This window comes from Fulvivirga sp. M361 (genome assembly GCF_007097395.1).
Classification (GTDB): Bacteria; Bacteroidota; Bacteroidia; order Cytophagales; family Cyclobacteriaceae; genus Fulvivirga.
This window is the reverse complement of the sequence record NZ_VKDC01000010.1, coordinates 132,727-149,239: the sequence shown is the minus strand read 5'-3', so window position 1 is coordinate 149,239 and position 16,513 is coordinate 132,727. Positions and strand designations below refer to the sequence as shown.

The 16,513-nt window shown below is 41.1% G+C and carries 14 protein-coding genes; 8 read left to right on the top strand and 6 right to left on the bottom strand.

Annotation, left to right across the window (positions count from 1 at the left end):
* Positions 1-127 precede the first annotated feature (127 nt).
* From FNH22_RS13985 to FNH22_RS13975, 3 genes are read left to right on the top strand one after another with little or no spacing between them, the layout of a single operon-like run.
* Positions 128-1,630 (top strand): sulfatase, encoded by a 1,503-nt coding sequence (locus FNH22_RS13985; RefSeq protein WP_143399021.1) that lies wholly within the window; start codon positions 128-130, stop codon positions 1,628-1,630.
* Between the two features lie 26 nt (positions 1,631-1,656).
* Entirely contained in the window at positions 1,657-2,508 is an 852-nt protein-coding gene (locus tag FNH22_RS13980) for an endonuclease/exonuclease/phosphatase family protein (protein WP_143399020.1), read from the top strand.
* On the top strand, positions 2,492-3,247 hold the full coding sequence (locus FNH22_RS13975; RefSeq protein ID WP_143399019.1) for a sulfite exporter TauE/SafE family protein: 756 nt from the start codon (positions 2,492-2,494) through the stop codon (positions 3,245-3,247). The genes FNH22_RS13980 and FNH22_RS13975 overlap by 17 nt, the downstream gene beginning before the upstream one ends.
* A 534-nt stretch (positions 3,248-3,781) precedes the next feature.
* Here FNH22_RS13975 and FNH22_RS13970 read toward each other — a convergent pair.
* The gene (locus FNH22_RS13970; RefSeq protein WP_143399018.1) at positions 3,782-4,453 is read right to left on the bottom strand and encodes an SDR family oxidoreductase; all 672 of its coding nucleotides are present in this window, start codon (positions 4,451-4,453) and stop codon (positions 3,782-3,784) included.
* 11 nt (positions 4,454-4,464) lie between these two features.
* The gene (locus tag FNH22_RS13965) at positions 4,465-5,184 is read right to left on the bottom strand and encodes an SDR family oxidoreductase (protein WP_143399017.1); all 720 of its coding nucleotides are present in this window, start codon (positions 5,182-5,184) and stop codon (positions 4,465-4,467) included.
* A gap of 86 nt (positions 5,185-5,270) precedes the next feature.
* Between FNH22_RS13965 and FNH22_RS13960 the strand changes: the two genes are divergently transcribed.
* The gene (locus FNH22_RS13960; protein WP_143399016.1) at positions 5,271-5,645 is read left to right on the top strand and encodes a helix-turn-helix domain-containing protein; all 375 of its coding nucleotides are present in this window, start codon (positions 5,271-5,273) and stop codon (positions 5,643-5,645) included.
* Between the two features lie 438 nt (positions 5,646-6,083).
* Here FNH22_RS13960 and FNH22_RS13955 read toward each other — a convergent pair whose 3' ends face one another.
* The 3 genes from FNH22_RS13955 to FNH22_RS13945 all read right to left on the bottom strand — a co-directional run bounded on the left by FNH22_RS13955 (position 6,084) and on the right by FNH22_RS13945 (position 10,039).
* A complete protein-coding gene (locus tag FNH22_RS13955; protein WP_143399015.1) occupies positions 6,084-6,803 on the bottom strand; it encodes a hypothetical protein in 720 nt (239 codons plus the stop codon).
* Positions 6,804-7,424: 621 nt separating this feature from the next.
* A complete protein-coding gene (locus FNH22_RS13950) occupies positions 7,425-7,781 on the bottom strand; it encodes a hypothetical protein (RefSeq protein WP_143399014.1) in 357 nt (118 codons plus the stop codon).
* A 374-nt stretch (positions 7,782-8,155) separates the two neighbouring features.
* Positions 8,156-10,039, bottom strand: a complete 1,884-nt coding sequence (locus FNH22_RS13945) for a histidine kinase (protein WP_143399013.1) — start codon at positions 10,037-10,039, stop codon at positions 8,156-8,158.
* Between the two features lie 66 nt (positions 10,040-10,105).
* On the opposite strand from FNH22_RS13945, the gene FNH22_RS13940 reads away from it, so the two are divergent.
* Positions 10,106-10,852: a LytTR family DNA-binding domain-containing protein gene (locus FNH22_RS13940; protein WP_143399012.1), complete on the top strand. Its 747-nt coding sequence runs from the start codon at positions 10,106-10,108 to the stop codon at positions 10,850-10,852.
* Between the two features lie 234 nt (positions 10,853-11,086).
* Here the strand turns inward: FNH22_RS13940 and FNH22_RS13935 are convergent, their stop codons facing one another.
* Complete coding sequence (locus FNH22_RS13935) at positions 11,087-13,588, bottom strand: LamG domain-containing protein (RefSeq protein WP_143399011.1); 2,502 nt, start codon at positions 13,586-13,588, stop codon at positions 11,087-11,089.
* 274 nt (positions 13,589-13,862) lie between these two features.
* On the opposite strand from FNH22_RS13935, the gene FNH22_RS13930 reads away from it, so the two are divergent.
* The 3 genes from FNH22_RS13930 to FNH22_RS13920 are packed head-to-tail and all read left to right on the top strand — an operon-like array spanning position 13,863 to position 16,482.
* Positions 13,863-14,888 carry an FAD:protein FMN transferase gene (locus FNH22_RS13930; protein ID WP_143399010.1) on the top strand — a complete coding sequence of 342 codons (1,026 nt, stop codon included), beginning with the start codon at positions 13,863-13,865 and terminating at the stop codon, positions 14,886-14,888.
* A 4-nt stretch (positions 14,889-14,892) separates the two neighbouring features.
* Positions 14,893-15,522 carry a YceI family protein gene (locus FNH22_RS13925; protein WP_143399009.1) on the top strand — a complete coding sequence of 210 codons (630 nt, stop codon included), beginning with the start codon at positions 14,893-14,895 and terminating at the stop codon, positions 15,520-15,522.
* A 12-nt stretch (positions 15,523-15,534) separates the two neighbouring features.
* On the top strand, positions 15,535-16,482 hold the full coding sequence (locus FNH22_RS13920; protein WP_185154224.1) for an SUMF1/EgtB/PvdO family nonheme iron enzyme: 948 nt from the start codon (positions 15,535-15,537) through the stop codon (positions 16,480-16,482).
* The last annotated feature ends 31 nt before the right edge of the window (positions 16,483-16,513 follow it).

Below are 16,513 nucleotides of genomic sequence, written 5' to 3'. Positions count from 1 at the left end.
AATCATAAGCACAAGGTTAGGTTTGAATAAGGTCACACTTAACAGGAATGTTCTTTGGAGAAGGGATATGGAATACGTTCACATCCCTTTCTCCTTAGTAAGAATTATTGACATAACATGATCCATTATGCGTTTACCTTTTAAAAATACCCTTATACTTCCTTGTGTCATAGGTTTATTGATCTCATGCTCAGAAAAGCAGCCGAAAAAAGAAAAGGCCGCTGATGCAGCCGGGCCCAAACGACCCAACGTAGTTTTTATTCTGAGCGATGACCATCGCTATGACTTTATGGGATTTACCGGCAAAGTGCCGTTCCTGAAAACGCCCAACATGGATAAAATGGCCCTGGAGGGTACCCACTTTCAAAACACCTTTGTCACTACCTCGTTGTGCTCCCCCAGTCGGGCGTCCATTCTTACCGGCCAGTTTTCTCATCGCCACCAGGTGATCGATAACCAATCCCTGGTGTCAGATACTACCCGGTTTTTCCCTGAGTACCTGCAGTCCGGCGGGTATAAGACGGCCTTTTTTGGCAAATGGCATATGGGCGAGCATCACGCAGACCCCAGGAAAGGGTTCGACCATTGGGTGAGCTTCAAAGGACAAGGGGCTTATTATAATCCATTGCTGAACATTAACGGGCAGGAGAAAGCCTACCAGGACAGCACTTATATCACGGACTTACTGACTGATATGGCTGTCGACTGGCTTGACGAGCAGGATGAAACTCAGCCCTTTTTCATGTATTTATCGCATAAAGGCGTGCATGCCGAATTTGCCCCGGCACAGCGTCATGTAAAGGACTATGAAAATGAATCCCCCTTTTACCCGCCTACCATGTTCCCGGATGAAAAGGAAAAGGACTACAATTATGAAGATGTGCCTGAATGGGTGAAAAAACAACGTTATAGCTGGCATGGCGTAGATTATATGTATCACGGGGCGTTGAAATTCGATGAGTTCTACAAAAGATATACGGAGACGCTACTGTCCATAGATGAAAGTATCGGTAGTGTGCTTAAGAAGCTGGAAGAAGAGGGACTACTGGACAACACACTCGTTTTTTATATGGGTGACAACGGTTTTTCATTTGGAGAGCACGGCCTGATCGATAAACGGCATGCGTATGAAGAATCCATTCGTGTTCCTTTGCTGGCCTATGGAGGAGGAGACCTGTTAAAGACACAACAGGTAAAACAACTCATACAGAACATTGACATTGCCCCTACTATACTGGATATGGCCGGGTTAGAAAAACCAAAAAATATGGACGGGCAGTCTTTTGTACCTCTGTTAAAAAAAGAAGATATACCCTGGAGAGACAGGATATACTACGAATATTTCTGGGAGCGCCCATTTCCACAGACGCCTACGGTGCATGCTGTGCGAACGGATAAATATAAATTCATTCGCTATTATGGTATCTGGGACGTCAACGAATTGTACGATCTGGAAAATGATCCATGGGAGATGAACAACCTTATCCGTAGTGCAGATCATAAGGAGCTGGCCAAAGAACTCCGTCAGGACTTGTTCAAATGGCTGGATGAAACCGGGGGCATGCAAATTCCACTTAAAACCGATGGCAAAGGCGCGCGGTTTGATCATGGTTTCAGGGGCACTTATTAAGGTACGAATAACGTAGATTTGACGATATGAAATGGTTTTTCGTCTTTTTAGTATGTGTCTCTGCTGAAGCGGTAACGGTGGCCCAGCGTGCAGATGACCTGCGCATCATGAGTTATAATATAAAATTTGATGATACCCGTGATACGGTCAACAACTGGGCGAAAAGAAAAGAAGCCGTGATCGGGCTGTTGCGCTTTTATGCACCCTATATCTTTGGGACCCAGGAAGGGCTTTGGCACCAGCTGGAAGATATCAAAAATGGACTGCCGGGCTATGATTACGTTGGGGTAGGCAGAGATGATGGTGACAAAAAAGGAGAGTACACCGCAATATTCTATAACACAAACCATTTCGAAGTGGTGAGGTCAGGCACCTTCTGGCTTTCCCTGACCCCGGAAAAGCCGTCCGTAGGCTGGGATGCCGCCCTTCCAAGAATTTGTACCTGGGCAGAATTCAGGTGCAAAGATAACCGTACGTCTTTTTTCGTATTTAATGTCCATTTCGATCATGTCGGGGTTGCGGCCCGCCTGGAGAGTGTGAAACTATTGCTGCAAAAGATAGATCAACTCCCCACAAACAGTGTTACCGTACTCATGGGCGATTTTAACTTTAGACCTGACGCCCCACCCTATCCTGTAGCTACAGAAAGTCTTAAAGACAGCAGGCAGGTAAGTAAAAAAATACCCTATGGCCCGGAAGCTACCTTTAACGGATTTAACTTCCATAAAAAGCCTGCCCGGCGAATAGACTATATTTTCGTGAGCGGAGGTGTGGAAATAAACCAATACAGCACGCTGTCCGACTCCAAAGACCTGAGCTATCCGTCGGACCACTTTCCCGTAATGGTCGACCTGAACATACATGATGGAGCTGAGTGATTGGCTCTTGATCGGTGGAGGCACCTTTGCCGGTATCATCAATACTATTTCCGGCAGTGGCACATTATTCAGCCTGGGTGTGATGGCCCTGATGGATATACCGTTGGTAACAGCAAATATTGCCACACGCCCCGGGGTTTTCTTTCAAAATATTACGGGTATTTATGTGCTGCGCAAGTATCGTCAATTTACTAAAAATGATATTAAGCTATGGCCCATTGTCTACACCGGTATAGGGGCCATGCTAGGGGCCGTCTGTGCCGGAATTGTGTCAGGGCACTTTTTTAACCTGATTGCTTCAGCAGTAATGCTGCTGCTGTTACTTCAATACTTACTGCCGCTAAAGTTTTTGAACTTTACCACACCACTATCAGACAAGTCGAAACATACCTTTCATTATGCCTTGTTTTTTGCGGCAGGTTTTTACGGCGGTTTTATACAGATAGGCATCGGTATTTTGATCCTCACCATCCTGTTTCGCTACCTGGCCATGCCCTATGCCAGCGCCAATGCGTATAAGCTCATTATCATCACCATATATACGCTACCTACCACGCTATATTTTGCCCTTACCGATAAGATCTTATGGAAGCCTGCACTATTGCTGGCCTTAGGGCAGATCATAGGCGCTTACCTGGCTGCGGTTTTTATCAGTGTAAAAACCAATGCCCGGTCCTGGGCGAAGTGGATTACTGTATTGATGATCGTTATTACGCTGTTGAAGATATGGGCTTTTTAGTATTAGTACAGGTGGCTAATAGTTTTTATAACTCTCTGGTTGTAGGTTAAGCGCAGCATTCCTACGACCAATAACCGGATAGAGCTTCCGCTCGGGCTTCATTTACGGCAGTATTTTCTATAGCTATGGAATAAGGTGAATATTCTGGATATCTCTTTAAGTAGTGGTCGTGTTTATAATGAGATTACCAGAGGTACGCCATGGGAGCTTCCTTCTTTTCGATACTGTTTGTATGTTATCATGTGGATAGATCTAACGGGTGGTATTGGTAATAGCAGGGTTGAAGTACAACCAGGCTAATACTATGATTATGGTGGAAAAATTGAAAAGCCTGAAAAGTTTGTTATGCGCCTGTTTCGATACCATCTAAACCTCTTTATACCCACCGGACGGATGCCCTAAGCCAGTAATGAAGGATATCCTAAGACCAGTGTGAGATAAAATGAACCTGAAGAGGAAAATAGGTGAGTTTTAGTATCTTTTGGTAGAATTGTCTCCCAAAGGATTATTCATCGTTTGTTAGCAGTTTTATTACTAGCCGCTCCATGTTCCCTGTCTTTCTCCGCTATCAACATCTAATTTAGCATTTGAAATGGCTGGATTTTCAATCAGAGATACTATCGCCTTACCAATATCTTCAGGCATACCTAGATGTTCGACTAGCTGTCGATCCGGTTTCAGACCTATTCCACCGGGAGAAACAACATTTACTCTTAAAGGAGCTAAATCTAAAGCGGCATTTCTTGCCAATGCCTCTATAGATCCATGTAATGTCCCCCAAAAACTGTATTGGGCAACAGGTGTTTTACTACTACTTCCCGAGATCAGCGAAATAGACCCATTTGGACTCATACATTCTCGTGCCAGGTTCAGGATTCGATAATTCATCCAGAACCTTTCAAATACCAATTTAGCTTCCTCTGTACTCGTATTGGATATACTGGTGGCGCTTCCAGGTGCATTTACCGTCATAGCAATGTGATCGATAGGAGCTAGTTCACGAAGCATTTCCACTACTTGTTTCTCTTCCATTGCATCTACCTGGTAGTACGATGCTTGATTTCCTAAATTGTTAGCAATTTGCCTTAGTTTTTCTTCATTACGCCCTGCTACTACCACACGAAATCCTTTTGATGATGCTTGCACTGCGGTTGCCAGCCCCATGCTACTGCTTCCTCCTACAATTAATACTTTTTCAGCTTTCATACCACATTTTTTTAAACTAGTGTTAATCCTCCGTCCACAGTAACAACGCTACCAGTCATGTATGGATTGGTAAGCAGAGATAAATATGCATTAGCTAATTCCTCTGCTGAGCCTAAATGACCCACTGGGAGTGTTTTGGCAGCCCAGTCTTTGTAGCCTTTCTTTTGATCTTCCGTCCACACTCCAGTTGCCACTACTCCAGGGGCTACAATATTGATCCTCACAGGAGCGATTTCTAAAGCCAATGCCTTTGAGAAAACAGCTACGGCTGCACTTGCAGCATTCATCATAGATGCGCCATTCTTTGAAGGACGATAGATGGCCATACTACTTGTAAAGACCATAGCCCCATCCTTATTAATGTAGTTTGATGCTGCTCTCGCTACATTAAAAGTTCCCCAAAACTTTTCCATACCTCGTTGTGCTGTCTCGTTACTCATAGTCTTAATGGGAGTCATTAATTTGGTTTCATCTGCTACTGCTGTGAAGGTTAGAAAGTCAAAGGAGCCAATGGCTGCAAAGGTTTGGTTCACTGAGTCATCATCCAGCATATCCATGCTGAATACATGTGATTCTCCCGGAAGTTCTTCCTGGACTTTCAATAGCTTTTCTTTGGATCTGCTAACTAAATAAATAATAGCTCCCTGAACGGATACTATTGAGGCAATTGCTTTACCTATCCCCGAAGAAGCACCTACAATTACGATTTTTTTGTTTTTGAATGATATCATAACTTCATTACTACGATTTTTACAGTAACAACGAAAAGGATCAATACTGTGGTTATTGACAGTAATTAGAATTTAACAATAAGATAATGTTGGTAGACGGTAAAGAATTGGTGTATCATATTAACAGTCAGATATTTCACTGTCCTTTAAGTGTGACTATAAATTTTATTGGAGGAAAGTGGAAAGCGATCATTTTATGGTATATCCACATGAATAAAGGCCCGATGAGGTTCGGAGAGATCAAGAAATTTATCCCGGATATCACCGAAAAAATGTTGAGTCTTCAGCTTCAATCCTTGATTGAAGATCGGATTCTGCTTAGAACAGACCATGGTGGGCGGCCACGGAAAGTTGATTATCAACTCACTGAATTTGGTAATACCTTTATTCCTGTTCTCAGGGAGATTAGAAATTGGGGTGTGGTCCAGGGCGAGGTAGTTGGGGAGCTAAGAAGTCCTTGAAAGAGAATAGAAGTTTATTGCTGTTAACCAGTCAATGACAACCATAGCGTTATCAGATCACTAAAATAACCATAAGTGCATACCTGAGCTGATTTAACCGTATGATTTAACCATTTTATAATTGCTTATTGTCTTTTACAAACAGATTTGCTTAACATTTCTCCCTCCTAAGAGTCTCTTGTAGAGAACTTCGGGGAGTTTTAGTTCGTAAAGCCGGCCGGAGGCCTCAGAAATAGTCGTTACTCGGGATTTTAACCCGAGAGACTGTTGAGACCACGCGGGTGGTACTTTCTAAATAACTACGGAGGTTCTAAAACCCGTACTAAAAATGCCGATGATCTCGGTGCGGAATCACCGTTTGGTCCTCTTTTCCAAAGAGGACCAGTGGGGGCTGTTGATTGATTTTGAAAACCTCAGTGGTTGCCTACAGACACCATTTTAATTACACTGCGACCTGGCTTCTGTCGTTTTGAAAGTATAAACAGGCAAACGAAAATTACCCCGTACAATTACCGGTTCAGTCGAAGAGTTGTATTTATACATGTCTACTTTAAAATTGGCTTCTAAAATATAAGAATACTCTTCAGGTGAAGACGTCCCTAATTTTAAAACCCTTGTATCATCAAAAAAAGAGTTTTCATCCCGTGATGTTAATCCTGGTAAAGTAGAAATATACAAGTCACCGTCTGTGGTATATATCTCAAGATATATTTCGGATGTAGGAAAGTCAACACCATTTCTGGTCGGTTCAAAGCCCTCCACGTGGGTTGGAAAGCCTCTGTCCCCCGGTGGGTTCATCACGTGCTGCATGTAGTTAAGTTCATCGACATTGAGGTCAATGATCCCTACTTTTTCCGTAATACTAAATTGAATACCCGCGATGAAATTGTCGCTATCTGTATGAGCTTCCAAACGGGTAGGTTTCATACCATAGGTAAAACCGCCTACCCATGGGGTACTTTCAATACATCCCGATCGGACTTTTCCCGGGCGCACTGTGTAGTCAGGAGATTCTAAAATGTATTGTGAATTATCCATAGTGAGATTAAAAAAAACGGGATCATGTGTGTATCTCTCTTCCACTTGATTGTCGTCATCTGCACATCCGGTTAACAGAAGCACGGACACCAAACTAAGTTTTAGCCATTCTTTTTTCATATTCTACTTTTATGTTTTAGGAAATTCATGGTCAAAAAATATGCCAGTTTGCCCCTTTCCAAACCCTCTCTAAACGGTATAATAATAACTGTAATTAGTTGGGATAACATCATGATATGAACCTAAAGCATTGGTGAGCATGGTGCAAGGTGTAACTTTTTTCCTTATTCCAACCTTACAACAAGCGTGCTTCAAAACCTTACGAATACTACTTGTACTACAAATCCCGCCCTCTGATCCTTCGAATAGAAACTTTCCCACACTCTGGTCGTCGGTTAAGCGCAGCGCTCCTACGACCTATAACTAAATAGAGCGTCCGCTCGGGCTTTAATCATTACTGTATTTTGTATCCCTATGGACTTCGGTCAATATTCTGGAATTTCTCTAAGCAGATAGTGTGTCAGGGTTTACGGCTAGGGGGAGAAATGGGAAAGCCTGTAAAGTTTGCTATGCCCATTCCGATACGATCTAAATCTCTTTATGCCCACCAAGCGGACACCCCAAGCCAATAATAGGTCGTAGGACATCCTACGACCAGTGTGAAACCTGCATTAAAAATGCTGGCTACTTTGCTTTGGAATTACCATTTAGCCCTCTTGATAAAAGAAGACCAGCAGTGTCTTAAGGCGCTGCCTGGAAGGTAAAAGCAGCTTGAGACGGGTTCCCTGAACCCTGAGTGTAGGAATAGCAAGGCCCTGCCAAAGCAGAAGTATTTATAATGCTACTGCCATATGACACGCAAAAACTGATCGAGTTACCACATTTACCGGCAATTGCACCACTTTCACCCGGAGATGCGATGTAACTCTGACCTGCGGTTAGCAATTGAACACCACTGTTCAAATATAAATAGCCTTCGCCACTGGTGATCGTAATCTCATATGGGGCGGAGAAGGTTTGCTCAACGACAGGTGCATTTACGGGTTTAAAGGCCATGGAACACATGGCTAATACGGTTGTAAGGAGGACAATTTTCATTGCTTTTGTGTTTAATGTGAAAAAGGTTAAAGGACAATGTACCATAAGTAGTTTTATGACTCAAGCCCCAAATGACCAGTGATACATCTGAATCAAAGAGCGTTACTCTTTTAGCAATAAGCGTTTGCTGTAACAAAATCCGCTGACAGTGAAAGGCCTGCGATACTTAACTTCCTCCAAATCAAAACGATATAAAATACGCGGTCTTTTTGTACTTTGGATCTACACCACGAATCCTAATGCCTCATTACTCCAGACCAGACGGCGTGCCTTATCACCCAGATAAAATTTATAAGAAAGGTTTTAAAACGATGAACACGGAAGTTGCAGGGATGAGCCGGTCTGTTTGTTATGAGTTACATACGTAATACAGGTTAAAAATCTTCTATGAATGGGATATAGAGGTTTACTCTTGTGCCGTTCCCTGCTTCATTTACCGGTGAGCAGATGGTCATTCGGGCGTCTGCTTTTAGTTTCTTACTGAAGATGGCCAGCCTTTCTTCTACGATATCTCCTGATACTGAAAAATGTTCCCCGGATGTTATTGATTCTTTTTTGACTCTGTTTTTCCAGCCTACACCATTATCTTCAACACTGCAATGGAGTAAGTTTTGGTTTTCTTTCCTTATTGCCAATATGATTGTTCCCTGCTCTTTCCGGATGCCATGCTCAATGGCGTTTTCTAAAAATGGTTGAATAAGCATTTGTGGAATAAGTATTTCCGTTTGATCTATCGCAGGGTCCACATCGATCTGGTACCGGAAAGCGGCGGAAAATTCAGATTGTATCATTAAATAATTAGTCAATCCCTCAATCTCAGTATCCAGGGAAATGAACTCTTCCCGGGAGTTATTTAATATCATTCTCAGTAATTCGGAAAACCTGGTAAGGTAAGCAATGGCATTGTCTGACTTTTTATGGACCATGGCCACAGCGGTGCTCAATGTATTAAACAGGAAATGAGGATTCATCTGGGCTCGTAGTAACCGTTGTTGCAAATTCGCCTTTTCAAATTTGGCCTGTAAGGCTTTTTGCTTGAAAAAAAGAAAGCCCAGAACAATAAGAGTAATGAGCAGCCCTATGGAAAAGATAAGTAGCAAGTTAATAGTCTGCTGCTTCTCTGCTTGCAGTTGCCATGCGTCAATGGCATCTTCTTTCTTCTTGGTTTCATATTCTACTTCAAGTTCGATAGCTCTTTTTTTGACCAGTTCGTCCCGCATGCTATCTACTATAGTACTTCTTTCTTCCAGAGCTTCGGTACTTTTTTTGTAATTACCGATACGCTTATAGTATAGTATGAGATTAACATAAATACTGTGATATAACTCGCCTATATTATGTGGACTAAGGTCTAAGTCTCGTATATCCACCAGTAACTGGCGGTATCTCTCCTCTTCATCGTTTATGATCCCCACTTCTGAGAGAACAATAGTTTCCTGCAACCGATTGACAAATTTTTCTCCGGGTGACAGCGTTATGTTATACTGCTGATATGCCTCCCTTACTTTATCAAAATAGTATTGAAGAGAATCCCAGTTTTTGAGTTCGTAATGTTCGGACCCCAGGCTTTTATAGGCTTTCGGAACATATTCTTTTTCATAAGACCCCTCTGATAAGGTGATCACCCGTCTTAAATACACTCTGGCCGAATCGTAAATGAAAATTCGGTGCGCATAAATGATTCCAATTTGAAAATTCGTTGAGATCTGAAACATCAGGCTGTCCTTACACAAAGGTTCTTTCAAAACCTGTTTGAAATAATTCAAACCATGGTCATACTCGCCTAAGTGATGATAATTTTGAGCCAGATCATATTTGATCAATGCTATTATACCCGGGTTTATATCTTCCACGGCATCCAAAGAACGATACAGACTTTTTAAAGCATTTTTATACTTTTTTTCCTTAAAAAACACTTTGGCTCTGGAATAATGTAAATAACATATAGTGAGTAAATTATCCCTTGCGATGTTGGTAGAATCAGTGACTTTCAGACCTGTATTGAAATGATGGATAGCACGAGTAAGATCATCCGCAACCTCAAAATAATAAGTGCCTGCCTTTAAATGAAAATAGGCTATTTTTTCTTTTTCAACATTCTTTTCAATAGCTTTCAACAAGCCAGGAATAGCCGAACTATCGGTTTTAGCTAAATAAAAATGGGGAGGAATGAAGTTTCCTTCATGGGATTGACCATACAGTACCCTCGTTATTCCGACGATCAAAATGATCAGGTAAGAGATGGGGGAATTTTTCATCAATCACAATAATTACATTTTTTTTCGACCATAGAAGATCAAAGGGTTTCGCAAAGCCGCCAAAACATGCAAAATCAAATTAAGTGCCTTATTGTAGAAGATGTGGAAGCATCTGCCAGCTATCTTTCCAATATCCTAAAGACAAACTTCAAGAACATAGAAATACTGGCGTGCTTAAAAGATGTGGGAACTTCCATAGATGCCATTAATGACCTTAAGCCGAACCTGATCTTTATGGACATTGAAATTAACGGAGGTACAGCTTTTGATATCCTTAAGGCAGTTGACACACATGACTGCGAGGTGATTTTCACTACCTCTCATGGGAGGTACATGGAAGTAGCCATGGAACATTATGCCTTTTACTTTTTACTGAAACCATTTGATGAGAGAAAATTAATTGAAGTAGTCGACACCTACTTCATGAAAAGTAAAACCATGTTCTCTTTAAAGAAATATGAGGAGTTCAAAAGGTTTTTTTATGATGAAAAGTCAAGGCTACTCCTGGACATAGGCAAGGAATATGTAACGATAAAATTGGATGAGGTGATTCTATGCGAAGCGGACGCCAACTACACCATTTTCCATATGGAGAATAAGAAAAATTATATGGCCTCTAACTTATTAAAGTACTACGACGAACTATTAGCGCCAAAAGGTTTTTTCAGGGCAAACCGATCTACACTCATCAACCTGACCAACGTTGCATCTATTAAAAAGGATAAAACGATACTTATGAAAAATGATAGCCGGGTAATGGTTTCGGTAAGAAACAGATCTCGTTTGATGACCTTGATCGAGCACCTTTCTTAACTTCCTTTTTGGGGGATTGGGGATGGTCAATTTTTAAAAAGTGGATTGGCCTGGTATCATCCGTTCTACACTGTTCTACGGTAAGGTTGCTCCTTCTTCTCATCATAAATCCAATCATTCACATGCCTGGCTATAGAACAAGTATTGCTATTAATTAACTTCTATTTAGATAATCCGTTGGCATCCATTCTTTGATCGAGTTCAACGATCTTATCATAAAACCCACCGTTGGTTTTACATAAGATTGATGTCCTTGTTTAAAAAACCATTTAGATCATAGGGAAATTTACTTTTGTTTATTGCCCAATATGTTGCTATGAACTTATTAAATAGAAAATTAGCCTTATGCTTATTACCCGTTTTAATCATTTGATGTAACAGATGGTGTAAAGCGGGTTGGTTTTGATCATCCAGTTTTAAGATGTAGCTACAAGTGAACGCGATTAAGTGGGGCTCATTTCCGCCTTTATTGAGTATTAACAATAGTTTATCTATAAGCTCAAAATTGAAGGCCGTGCGGAAGTCCAGTAACCATTCATTTTTAACGTTAGGTAATAGTTTACCTTTCCTGATAAAGGGACTGAAGTCAGTCAGACTACTTTTATCATCCTGTATTAAGGTATTCACAAACTCATAATCACAAAAAACATCTTCGTGGCGTATCATTTTCCAAAAGTTCTTTTCGAAAGATAATTCGACACCGCCAAATGCACTCATTGCCTTTTTTAGTCGATTAAAGGCAACGCTTCTGTTATTGGAAACCTTTTCGTCAGCTATATCGCTCCAAATAACATGAGTTAATTCTTGTTTAGAAATTCCCTTTGGGTTTTTTATAGAGTAAATCAAAAGTAATAAGAAAAGCTCCTTCGTTTTGGGTGCAAACAGGTGAGTGATATCGGTTCCGGTTTCATTCACAACTTTAAAACCTCCCAAAAGTTCTATCGCATTTTTTTTGGAAACAGTCTGACGTGTAGTTTTTCTCTTTCTAAATCGCAGCACAAAAAAGACAGTAATAGCGGCAGCAAGTGACAGTATAAGTGCGGCTACTATTCTTTGATTTTTTAAACGATCTATGTTTTCTATTCCGTTTATATTCACCGATTTAATTTCGGTATCACTTAAAGCTCGATCCCATATATATAAGTCATCAAGGAGACCGTCCAGGAAATTATTTTGCTGGATACCGTTTCCCAGGAGGATGGACCCTCCACCGACAAAGGAGGGGTGGTTCCAAGACTGAGCCACACTTTCACCGTCTACGAAAATGCTTTGTTCCCCATTTTCAATGTTATACCTTACCACTATATGGTACCATTGCTGTGGCTGTACCTTTTTTGATGAGACCACATCGTTAGTATAAAACCCGAAATACGGATTGCCTCTGCGGATGTTAATGTGTAAGCCCTTACGGTATTCAGCTATACTACTTCCAAGGATACAATTGTCTTTATCCATGCCACTCTTATTGAGTTTAACATGAATACTTATCGTAAAACTATTATTTGCAATGTTATATTTCTCCGGTGAAGATAGCGTTATATGGTTTTCGTTTTCGAACTTCAATACACTCCCTCTTATAGGATCATTTGTAAATATGCCGCTACCATACTCTTGTGTCGATGTCACTTCATTTTCAACCTTATCATCAAAAGAGTAATAGGCGGTAATTCCATCGTCGATATCATATTTATTAGCTTCAAACGCTACCGTTTGTATCTTTCCCTCAAAGTCTGAGCCATAGCTGCCGGGTATGAACTTATAACCTGATAGCTCAGGCGCCAGTGTTATTCTACCGCTTTCTTCTACCGGAAAGGTGAAGGTTCCCTTGGTAAGCGATTCCTTGCTGTGCTTCCAGGTAATGCCTGATAGCGGGACACCCTTGGCCTTTACAGTTCCTTGAATCAGAGGCTGCCTGGTCAATAACATGGTTAGCGTTCCAATGTGATAGGCAATATTGGGTGAAGAGTAAAAAATAAAATTTGGTTTCTTTCCTGTGTTTTTCCAGCAGTCAAGAACATAATCGTAGATAAAAGTGCTTGTATTAAGCTTGTATTTATCGCTTAATGCCGCTTCATCGCTTACAAATTCGTCTGTAAAACGTTTAGTAGCCAAAAAATGATAATTACCCGAAATATATCGTTTTGCTTGTTTACTATTTCTAAAACTGGCATCCTCTACAGGGTACTCTATAACATTGTTATGATAATCACTTAGCAAATTACTAGTAAAAGTCCTGTCGGTATTGTTTAATATCAACAACGGTTTACCGGCTTTTAATAAGCTGCCTTTAGGAGGAAGGTCAGGCGAAGTCAAAGGATAAGCTCTTGTCAGTAGTTGATAATGATTTAAATGTGCTAAAAGTGTTTCTTCCTTTCCCTGGTAATTAATGATCAATACAAATAATCTTCCGGGGTCATTCAAGTAACGCCCTATTTCTTCCAGTACATGATTTAAGGGTATGGACAAATCATCCGCTAGCATCACATGTATTAGCTGGCTGACAGTATCTTCTTTTAAACGTATGGAAAGCCCTTGGTCCTGGTAAGTGTTCTGTTTTAAGTTTTGAAGAAAGTATTGTAGACTGGTAACGTTAGAAAACTCACCTATCTTAAATGTGTAATCGTCTGCCGGATTTGCATCGGCGAAGGACACTTTCAAAAGTATACTTAACGTAACAAAACAGAGTAGTAAAAGCCGGTGGGGTGTAACCGTAAATTTATATTTTTTTATACTCATTCTGATTTTCCAGGTTAAAGAAGAGATATAGAAAAATTCATGACATTTAGACTTTCGATAAAAATACTTCTCAAGGCTTTTATCAATTTTGCTTATTCAAATTCAATCCACCAAAAAAAGTATTTGATAATTTTTCTTGACACACTTATCTTATTCAGTATCAATATTTAACCTCCCATACTCTTATGTTTCGTAAGGCTTTTGTAAGCCAATTGAAAGTAAAAATTAGGGGTGCTGACATAGCTTTTAGGACAGATTGAATCCATTCCTGATCTTGAGATTAAAGTTAACAAATACGAAACCGATCCTTTTTCTTTTTTGCATAAAGGCGGCCGGTGCATTCCTGTTCCAGGTGAGTGCGGAGGCAGTAGAAAGCAATCGTAAAAAGCTGGGAGGCGACTTCCGAATTATAATTTATACGGAAAATGTAACAGAGGCCCGGGAAAGAATGGAAGAAGCCTATCACCTGGTTGATTCGCTTAACATGATCTTTAGCAGCTACACGTCGGATAGTGAAATATCTCAATTGAACCATTTTAAAGTGCTTAACCGCCCATCCGAAGCACTGGCTGCTATGCTCGATAAGTCTCAAGAGGCATTTGAAAAAAGTAATGGATACTTTGATGTTACCATTCAGCCTGCCATAGATATGTGGAAATTAGCCGGGCAGAATAATAGATTACCGGGAAACCGGGAAATTGAGGCATTGAGAAAAAAGGCTACAGGCTTTGACCATGCACTGGTCCGGTTTGACTCCCATACTGTTCAAATCAAGAAGAAGGCAGAAATTAATTTTGGAGGCATTGCCAAGGGATATATCGTCGATAAGGTGTATGATTTTTTAACGCAGTTAAACTGCACGGCCTATTTAGTGGAGGCTGCCGGAGATATTCGGGTTTTTGGGACTCCTCCGGGAGAAGAAAGCTGGGTCCTTGGGATTTCTTCACATGATAAGCCCATGTACAGGGTTAAGTTACAATCGGGACAGGCTATAGCTACCTCCGGTATGACGTATAGATACTTCACCATTGACAGAAGGAGGTATTCACACATCATCAACCCGAAAACACTCCTGCCGGTAACACACAACTACACATCTACCGTAATTGCCGGAGATGCTACCACTGCTGATTTTTTAGCATCGACACTAAATATTGTAGTTGATTCAATAGAAATAGAAGCGATAGTACGTAAGAACACTCCCGTGGAATACATGGTTTTTTCCAATGACCAGGTCATTCGTAAATCGAGGGCATTCCCTATGGTTCACAACATTACCGACAGTATAAACAAACATTGATGTAATGGATAGAAGTAATAGAATAAGCACCAAGAAGATCATATTGCTATATAGCCTTTTGTTGTATGGTGTTTATGCATTTGGGCAAACCCCTTACACGCTTAAAAAGGAATCAACACTAGTGGTAAATGGCTCTTCTAATGTAAGTGACTGGAAACTGGACTTCCTGGAGTATAACTGTACGATGGTTTTAGCAGACAGCGCGAGATTAGAAGTCGGAGCAACACTAATATCAGAGCTGATCTTTACTGCTCCGGTAATCAAAATGAGTGGTGGGCGTGGACCTATAATGGATGGCAAGATCCAAAAAGCACTTAAATATGAACAACATCCCTTTGTTCAATACAAATCCAAATCAAATGTGATCACCAGGGTAATGGAAGACAAAGTAATCGTCGAATCCGGGGGCACATTATCAGTTGCGGGGGTAGAGAAAGAGATTGACTTACAGGTTGAAGGTAGTATAAGTGAAGATCGTGAAACACTGAATTTTTCCGGGAGCAAGGCTTTAAAAATGTCAACGTTTGAAGTGGAGAGGCCTACAGCTTTTTACGGCAGTCTGACAACTAACGACGACATAATGCTGAATTTCAATTTGACATTTAAGCAAACCACAGAAGAAGAGGGGAAATAAAATATGAAGCTAATGAACATTTTCAGTGCACTGTCACTGTTGGCTACTACCGTCCTGGGTCAGACGGATTTTAACGCTTATGAACAAGAAATCGAGGGGACAGGAGTGTCGTTCAAGATGGTTCCCATTCAGGGAGGAGAGTTTACCTTAGGGGCATCAGCAAAGGATAAAAATGCTGAGCGCGACGAATTGCCAAACAAACAAGTCAAAATAGGATCGTTCTGGATGGGAGCCTTTGAGGTAACGCATGCTGAGTATTTGATATTCAGGGATGCAACCCGAGACTTGACGCCAGATGGAATACCCTACGATATGGTGGTATCGAGGCCATCCAGCCCCTACGAAGATCCATCAAAGGGGCTGGTCGAGGATGACAAAAAACCGGCAGTGGGTATGACACAATATGGAGCGCTATCGTACTGCAGGTGGTTATATTATCGCACAGGTATATTTTATCGAATTCCAACGGAGTGCGAGTGGGAGTTTGCTGCTAAAGCCGGAGTTAATGAACCCTACTTTTTTGGCAAGAAAAAAAAGTTGCTTGATAAGTATGCGTGGTACGCTAAAAATGCCAATAGTGAAATACACAACGTGGGTTTAAAGGAACCAAGCCCCAATGGCTTATATGATATCTATGGAAATGTGGCTGAATGGTGTTTAGACCAGTACTATCCTGATTTCTACAGTGATATCGAACATAATGAAAAAGGTCCTTTGGGAAAACCTACAGCATTAAATCCCCGCTCGGCCAGGGGGGGCTCGTTTATTGATGATGCAGAGGGATGCCGTAGTTCCAACAGAATTTCATCAACGGATGAATGGAAAATACGAGACCCCCAGATCCCAAAAAGCTTTTGGTGGAATACCGATTCGGAATTCGTGGGATTCAGATTGGTACGGCCTTATAAACAACCCACTAAAACGGAAGCCGAAGCGTTTTTTGTTTCGTTCCTGGAGTAGATCAGGAGGGTGTCTGAAAATCATCATTAAG